The sequence below is a fragment of the Christensenella sp. genome (genome assembly GCF_034927525.1).
In the GTDB taxonomy this organism is placed as follows: Bacteria; Bacillota; Clostridia; order Christensenellales; family Christensenellaceae; genus Christensenella.
The window spans coordinates 1-3,319 of the sequence record NZ_JAYFPU010000374.1 but is presented as its reverse complement, the minus strand read 5'-3'; the positions used below and the strand labels follow the sequence as shown (position 1 = coordinate 3,319).

Below are 3,319 nucleotides of genomic sequence, written 5' to 3'. Positions count from 1 at the left end.
GCGCTACGTTTGCGATCTTATTTCTGAGCATCAGGTTTTTCTGCATCTCCGGACGGCGCAAATCAAGATAACGGTATTTCAGCCGCAATTCTTCGCGCACCTTGCTGCCGTCTTCGATCTCAAAAGGCGGCGTTTCCGACTTACTCAAAATCTTTAGCTCGCGCACCTTGACTTCGATCAGTCCGGTCGGCAGCTTCGGGTTCACCGTGTCTTCCGAACGCTCGACGATCTCGCCTCTTACAGCCAGAACAAACTCGCTGCGGATGCTGCTTACCTTCTCGAAGTCTCCTTCGTAAGCAGATTCATTGAACACGACCTGCATAATGCCTGAGCGGTCGCGCAAATCTACGAACACAAGCCCGCCGAGATCGCGGCGCGTATCCGCCCAACCCATCAACGTGACTTCCCTGCCAATATCGTCGGTCGTAAATTCCGCACAAAGCGCGGTTCTTTTCCAATCGTTTAAAAACTCTCCCATTACACTTCTCCCATCAATCTAAAAATCATATTATAACTGCAAAAACAGCTTTATCTCTTCTTGTCTTACGACCCGTTCTTCCCCTGTTTCCATCGTCTTAAGCACTACCGTTCCTTTTTCCATTTCCTCTTCGCCGATCACGATCACTGTTTTCGCGCCGATCTTATCGGCATACTTAAACTGCGCCTTGACGCTGCGCGCACAATGATCCATATCCGTCTTGATTCCGCTCTCGCGCAGTTCGCGCGTGAGCTCGATCGCCTTAAACCGCGCCGGCTCCCCGTGCGTACACACGAATACATCCGTTATGGAGGGCTGCGGAATCTCGATCCCTTCGCTTTGCATCACCAGCAGCAAACGCTCAATACCCATGCCAAAACCAATGCCCGGCATATCCGGCCCGCCGATCTGCTTTAACAGCTTATCATATCGTCCGCCGCCGCACACCGTTCCCTGCGAACCAATATTGTCAGAAATAATTTCAAAAACAGTTTTTGTATAATAATCAAGTCCGCGTACAATGAGCGGGTTGATCGCATAGTCGATCCCAAGCGCCCCCAGATACTTTTTCAAGTCCTCAAAGTGTACAGCACATTCCTCACACAGATGGTCGATCATCTTAGGCGCAGCCGCGACAATTTTCTGGCAGCTTTCGACCTTGCAGTCAAGCACACGCAAAGGGTTGCGTTCCATACGATCCCTGCACATTTCACACAGCTCGCCCTCATGCTCTTTTAAGTACGCCTTCAGCGTATCATTATACTGCGGCCTGCACTTGTCACAGCCGATGCTGTTGATGTTGAGCCGGAGCTGCTTCAGCCCCGCAGTCTGAAACAAAGTGAGCGCAAGGTTGATCACCTCTGCGTCCACGCTCGCGTCCGCCGCACCAAACACCTCAATACCGAACTGGTGATGCTCGCGCAAACGCCCTGATTGCGGCTTTTCGTAACGGAAAACCGGCGTAGAGAGATAATACATCTTTGTGGGCTGTGCGCTGCTCGGCAGACCACCCTCAATAAACGCGCGCACAACACCCGCTGTTCCTTCCGGTTTTAAGGTGATCGAACGATCTCCTTTGTCTTTGAACGTGTACATCTCCTTTTGCACGATGTCCGTCGTATCTCCGACGCCGCGCAAAAAAAGCTCCGTGTGCTCAAATACCGGCGTGCGTATTTCCCTATACCCCGCAAGTGCCGTCAGCCTGCGCGCAATATCCTCGACATATTGCCACTTGTAGCTGTCCTGCGGCAAAACATCCTTCGTGCCCTTTGGTGCCTTTACTGACCTTTCTGCCAACTTACCTTCCTCCAAACTACTCCAGAAAACTAAAAAACTCCGCCCATAAAAAGGGACGAAGTTATCAAAAACCCGCGGTACCACCCACATTGAAAGCCATTTCCAGCTTTCCGCTCTCGCCCATAACGCAGGCCTGCGCCCATAGCTACTAACTAACCCATGTTTTCGCCACAGAAGCTCTCCGGTGTTCTTCTCCATATCTTAAACGCACGGCCGCTCTCAGCCACGGCAGCCGTTCTCTTGTTCGCAAGGCATATGGATACTCTCCGTTTCATCGCCTTTTCCGATAGATATATTATATCCGCAAAACAAAAACGTGTCAACAAATCAAAGCCACCCTTATATCCTTTAAAACAGCTCTTTTTTCCTGTCCGCCATCTCTTGCGTGCGCTCGATATAGTTTGGGATATCCTTGACGTTTGCCGCCCTCTTCAAAAGGTTCTTTTCAGGGTAAAGCTTTTTCGATATCCCTCCCGCGCCAAAGGCCATCACACTCACGATTTCTTCCATGATGTCGATGTTATAGACAGATTCTTTTCCCTGACGTGCAAAGCCAACATTTTCCATGTTTCCGCTCATATACTTCTGGCGGTACAAATAGTATGGCAAATACCCGGCCTCGCTTAAGAAGGACTGCGACTGTTCCACCATTTCCGATACCATTCGCGTATCCAATAAATCTTGGTTTTCCAGTGCAAAATCAGACGCATTTTTCAGCGCCAGTGTATGTACCGTCACGTTCTCCGGCGAAAACCGTGTCACATCCTCAAGCGTTCGCTGTGTATCCTCCGGCGTTTCCAAGGGTAGGCCGAGTATGATATCCGTGTTGATGCTGTCAAACCCGTATGTCTTCGCCAGCTCAAACGCCCTGAAAAAATCTCCTGCGTCATGCTTCCTGCCGATCCGTTTGAGCGTATCGTCATTCGTCGTCTGTGCATTAATGCTGATACGCCCCGCACCCGCTTCCTTGATCCTGTCCAGCTTTTCACGCGTGATCGTATCCGGTCTTCCCGCTTCCACCGTAAACTCGTCCGGATTTGGAAAATATTCGCCCGCCGCGCGAAGCAACTGCACAAATTCGTCGTCACCGAGCGCGGTAGGCGTTCCGCCGCCTACATATACGGCTCGTATACGGTATTTTTCAAGCGTACCGCGCATCAAATCAAATTCCTTTAACAAACACGCCATGTATTGATCTTTCAGCTTGGTGTTGAATTTGATATCCCGTGATACGAACGAACAGTATTTGCACCTCGACACACAAAAGGGAATGCCGATATAAATATCGATATCATTTTCCCGCACACTGCGGCGATACCCCTCCTGCTGCCCTACGATCGTCTCCGCAAGGCTGATTTTAGGTTCCGTGACAAAATATGTTTCCCCAAAGATACGCTTCGCTTCGTCCATGCCGTGCTTTGCCGCAAGCTCGTGCATCAGCTTTGTCGGACGGATACCCGTAAGCGACCCCCACGGCTTGTCTTCCCCATAATATCCATGAAGCACCTCGTAGATCATGCCCTTTACATGATGCTTCCTTAGCTT

General features: G+C 50.5%; 3 protein-coding genes and 1 other annotated feature. All 3 genes read right to left on the bottom strand.

From position 1 onward, the window contains the following. Nucleotides 1–478, bottom strand: a 478-nt coding sequence (locus tag VB081_RS14755; RefSeq protein WP_323401529.1) for an OB-fold nucleic acid binding domain-containing protein, incomplete at its 3' end; no start/stop codon positions are given. A 30-nt stretch (nt 479–508) separates the two neighbouring features. Further along, on the bottom strand, nt 509–1,774 hold the full coding sequence (hisS, locus tag VB081_RS14750) for a histidine--tRNA ligase (protein WP_323401528.1): 1,266 nt from the start codon (nt 1,772–1,774) through the stop codon (nt 509–511). A gap of 48 nt (nt 1,775–1,822) precedes the next feature. Next, nucleotides 1,823–2,058: a binding site (T-box leader), on the bottom strand. Nucleotides 2,059–2,122: 64 nt separating this feature from the next. Then, nucleotides 2,123–3,319: coproporphyrinogen dehydrogenase HemZ (gene hemZ, locus VB081_RS14745; RefSeq protein ID WP_323401527.1), on the bottom strand; the 1,197-nt coding region annotated here is incomplete at its 5' end.